A 4,090-nucleotide genomic window follows, 5' to 3' on the forward strand; every position below is an offset into this window, starting at 1 on the left:
TGATTATTGCAAGCATTTCCCTGCTCCAGTTCAAATTTATGGGCAACGACATCGAATATTAGCGTGGGAGGGAGGATGAACCCATGGCACTATACAGTAATCATACCGGCCATCCATACGTGAGGCGAATCCGCAACGCAGGGCTCATGATCGTTCTTCTGCTTTTTGCGTTGGCGACGCTGTTTCCGATCTACTTCATGATCATTTCCTCCTTCGGTGATCCCGTGGAAGCGGGGGCCTTAAGCTATTCGTTGTGGCCGGGCAAAATATCGCTGGATTCCTACAAGTTTTTCTTCGACTATAGCGAGTATTCCTATCGCTGGCTGTTGAATTCGCTGATTGTGGCGACCAGCGTGATGGTGTCGAATGTCCTCTTTGCGACCTTGGCGGGATACGCCTTCTCCAAAATTCGTTTCCGCGGCAGATCGGTGTTGTTTTCGATTATGCTCTGCGCGATGATGATTCCGTATCAAGTAACTCAGGTGCCGCTTTACATTTTGATCGTGAACGTGTTTCAGATTGAAAATACATACGGTGCGTTGATAATGCCAGGTCTCGTCACCGTATTTAACATCTTTCTAGCCAAGCAGTTCATGACTTCCATTCCGTCCGAAATTTTAGAATGCGCAAAGGTGGAAGGCTGCAACCAGCTTCAGATGTTCACGAAGATCGTTCTCCCCCTCTCCAAAACCGTGATGGCGGTTATGGCCATTCTCACCTTTATGGATAGCTGGAACACGTTCTTCTGGCCGTTTCTGGTCACGAACACGATGGACATGCAAACGATTCAGGTGGGGCTCAAAAACTTCCGATTCGCGAACACCACGTACTTCGCTCCGATGATGGCGGGGGCGACGATCTCGGCCTTGCCGATGTTCATCTTGTTCTTCAGCTTGCAAAAATATTTCCTGGAAGGCGTCACGGTTGGCGCGGTGAAGGGGTGAACCTGGAGGTGAGGGGATGGGGCGTCCTCGCGGAACTTCTGCGGCTTACCGCTATGCGGTAGGTTTGATGTCAGGAACCTCGGTCGATGGCATCGATGCCGCTGTGATCGCCATTCGCGGTAACCTGGATGGAAGTGAAAAACCGGAAGTCCGATTGGTAGCGTACGAAAACACGCCATACTCAGATCAGGTTCGGGCAGAGATCTTTGCCATGTTTGATCCCCGGCAAGCGACGATCGACCGGGTAGGTCGTCTGAACGTGTGGCTGGGGGAGTTGTTCGCTCAAGCAGCGCTGGCGATAATTCGGAAGGCGGGGTTAACTCCCGGCGAGATCGCTTGGATTGGCTCCCATGGCCAAACCATTTATCATGCGCCGAACCCGAGCCTCGTGGATGGCCTCGATTTACGGCATACCGTTCAAATCGGGGAAGGGGCGGTGATTGCAGCCCGGACAGAAATCCCTTGCGTCTCTGATTTTCGCGTCGCGGATATGGCCGTGGGAGGCCAAGGAGCTCCGCTGGTACCGTATACGGAATATTTGCTGTATCGGGAGGAGAAGCGAACGTTGCTGCTGCAAAATATCGGGGGGATCGGAAATATGACCGTTCTTCCCCAGAACTGTCGGTCAGATGAGGTGTATGCATTTGATACGGGGCCCGGGAACGTATTGATCGATGGTGTGGTGACGCGCCTGACTCGAGGCGCAGCCACGATGGATGTTGGCGGAAGTCTGGCCCGGCGCGGCCAAGTGCATGCCGGGCTGCTTGAAGAATTAATGCAGGAGCCTTATTATGAGCAGCCGATTCCGAAGTCAACCGGACGAGAGTTGTTTAATGCGGCCTACATTGACCGTCTGTTAGAGCACCAGGCACGGTATGTTCTTTCAGCAGAGGATCTGGTGGCTACGGTCACCCGGCTTACGGCTTGGACGATTGGTGAAGGATATCGGAGGTTTGTTCGGGCCCAGCATGCAGCCGATGTGTTAATCGTTGGGGGAGGCGGGAGCTATAACCCAGTGCTGATGAGCATGCTGGCGGACGAGATGAACGCGATGGGGGTTGCCGTGATGACGCAGGAAGAAATGGGCTTTCACAGCGACGCCAAAGAAGCGGTGGCGTTTGCGTTATTAGCCGGCTGCACGCTGGATGGGGTGCCGAACAATCTCCCGCGGGTCACCGGTGCTGCTCATCCCGTGGTGATGGGGAAGATCAGCTATTCGGTTCCCAAGCGATAATTCGCCGGTCGGTCAACGGACAATTTGTGGAGAAGGGATGTTAATAGGATGGTGGAAAACGGGATTGATCGGCTTTCGGAATATGCCAAGCTGCTGCAAGGCCATCGGCTGGGGTTAATTACAGCGCCGACCGGCCTTACCTCGGATTTTAGGTCTACGATTCAGGTGCTGCATGATCAGTTTCATCTGACGGCCTTATTCTCGCCCGAGCATGGGGTTCGCGGAGATCAGGCCGCCGGTGCGTTGGTCGACAGCTACATCGATCCGATCACGGGGGTGCCGGTACATAGCCTTTACCGACAAGATTCCAAGCGGCTGACACCGGAGATGCTCGATGAGGTTGATGCCGTCGTCTATGATATTCAGGATGTAGGTATTCGATACTATACTTACATCTATACCATGCTTTACGTGCTGGAGGATTGTGCGGCAGCGGGCAAGCCTTTTATCGTGCTGGATCGAGTCAATCCGCTGGATGGTGTTACGGTGGAAGGCAATGTGCTTAAGCCGGGGTTTGAGTCGTTTGTCGGCAACTATCCGCTTTGTGTACGGTACGGTCTAACTGCCGGAGAACTGGCCCGCATGGTCAACGAGCAAATGGGCTGGAACGCCGAGCTGCACGTGATCCCGTGCCGAGGCTGGGACCGGAGTATGCTCTTTCCGGAAACCGGGCGGATCTGGGTACATCCATCGCTCAATATGCCTCGGTTTGAGACTGCATTGCTGTATGGAGGTACCTGCTTGTTTGAAGGGACGAATCTATCGGAAGGGCGCGGCACGACGTTCCCGTTTGAAATGATCGGTGCACCTTATATTCAGCCGGAGAAGCTGGCCGCGGAATTGAATGCGAAGCGATTGCCGGGCGTGCTGTTCCGGCCGGTGTATTTTAAGCCAACGACCTCCAAACACGAGGGGGAGCTCTGCGGCGGCGTCCAGTTGTATGTGACCGATCCTCGGGCGTTGCATGCGGTGGAGACCGGATATATCCTGCTGGATACCATTCGTCGAAACTACGAGGAATTTGCTTTCCTGCCGCCGATGCAGGAGAACCACTTGTCCTTCATCGATATGCTGAGCGGCGACAAGCTGCTTCGCGAAGAGACTTTGCCGCTTCCGGAGCTATTGGAGCAGTTCCGGGAAGAGAGCCGGGCGTTCGCTGCGATGAAGCAGCAATATCACCTCTATGCCTGAGGGGAGGCTAGATTCAAATGAGATATGTCGTTGGCATCGACGGCGGCGGTACCAAAACGAAAGCGACGGTGGCGGATGAGACGGGGAATGTTGTTCGCTCGTTCGCCGTCGGTCCGCTTAATCTCAACGGTCAGGATACCGGATCGGTGGAACAAACGCTAGATCATCTGCTGCGGATCGTAGCGGAGGTTTGCGGAGGGCTAGAACATTGCGTGCAGATGTGCCTCGGTGCGGCGGGGATTAGCAACCCTGTTGCTGCGGAGCGGCTGACGTCGCTGATCCGATCCGGCGGTTACCGCGGCGGGCTCGACCTGGTTGGCGATCACGAAACCGCCTTGTGCGGCGCATTAGACCGCTCGCACGGCCTGATCCTGATCGCCGGCACCGGGTCGATCTGCTTCGGGCGGAACGCTCGCGGGGAAACGCATCGAACTGGGGGCTGCGGCCACCTGATCGATGACGAAGGCAGCGGCTATTCCATTGGCCGCGAGCTGCTGAGCGCGGTCGTCCGGGCGGCGGACGGACGAAGCGGCCCCACGGCGATCACGGAGCTGGTCTATGCGCAGCTGGAGATCGATTCGGTGCGGCAGCTTATCGGATTCGTGTACAGCAAGGACACGAACAAGAAGGACATTGCCGCACTGGCCCCGCTGCTGTCGCCAGCCTGCGAGCTTGGCGACAGCACAGCGCTGGCGATCGCGCGGCGCAGCGCGATCGCTTT

General features: G+C 55.9%; 4 protein-coding genes. All 4 read left to right on the forward strand.

The window, feature by feature from the left end; all coding sequences use genetic code 11:
- The first annotated feature begins 83 nt into the window (after positions 1-83).
- Entirely contained in the window at positions 84-944 is an 861-nt protein-coding gene (locus POTG_RS16495) for a carbohydrate ABC transporter permease (protein ID WP_009225978.1), read from the forward strand.
- Positions 945-960: 16 nt separating this feature from the next.
- A complete protein-coding gene (locus tag POTG_RS16500; protein WP_009225979.1) occupies positions 961-2,178 on the forward strand; it encodes an anhydro-N-acetylmuramic acid kinase in 1,218 nt (405 codons plus the stop codon).
- A gap of 48 nt (positions 2,179-2,226) precedes the next feature.
- On the forward strand, positions 2,227-3,369 hold the full coding sequence (locus POTG_RS16505; RefSeq protein ID WP_009225980.1) for an exo-beta-N-acetylmuramidase NamZ family protein: 1,143 nt from the start codon (positions 2,227-2,229) through the stop codon (positions 3,367-3,369).
- A gap of 17 nt (positions 3,370-3,386) precedes the next feature.
- Positions 3,387-4,090 (forward strand): N-acetylglucosamine kinase (locus tag POTG_RS16510; RefSeq protein WP_009225981.1); only part of this gene is annotated, 704 nt, incomplete at its 3' end.

Origin of the sequence: Paenibacillus sp. oral taxon 786 str. D14, from assembly GCF_000159955.1 — a bacterium.
Lineage (GTDB): Bacteria > Bacillota > Bacilli > Paenibacillales > Paenibacillaceae > Fontibacillus > Fontibacillus phoenicis.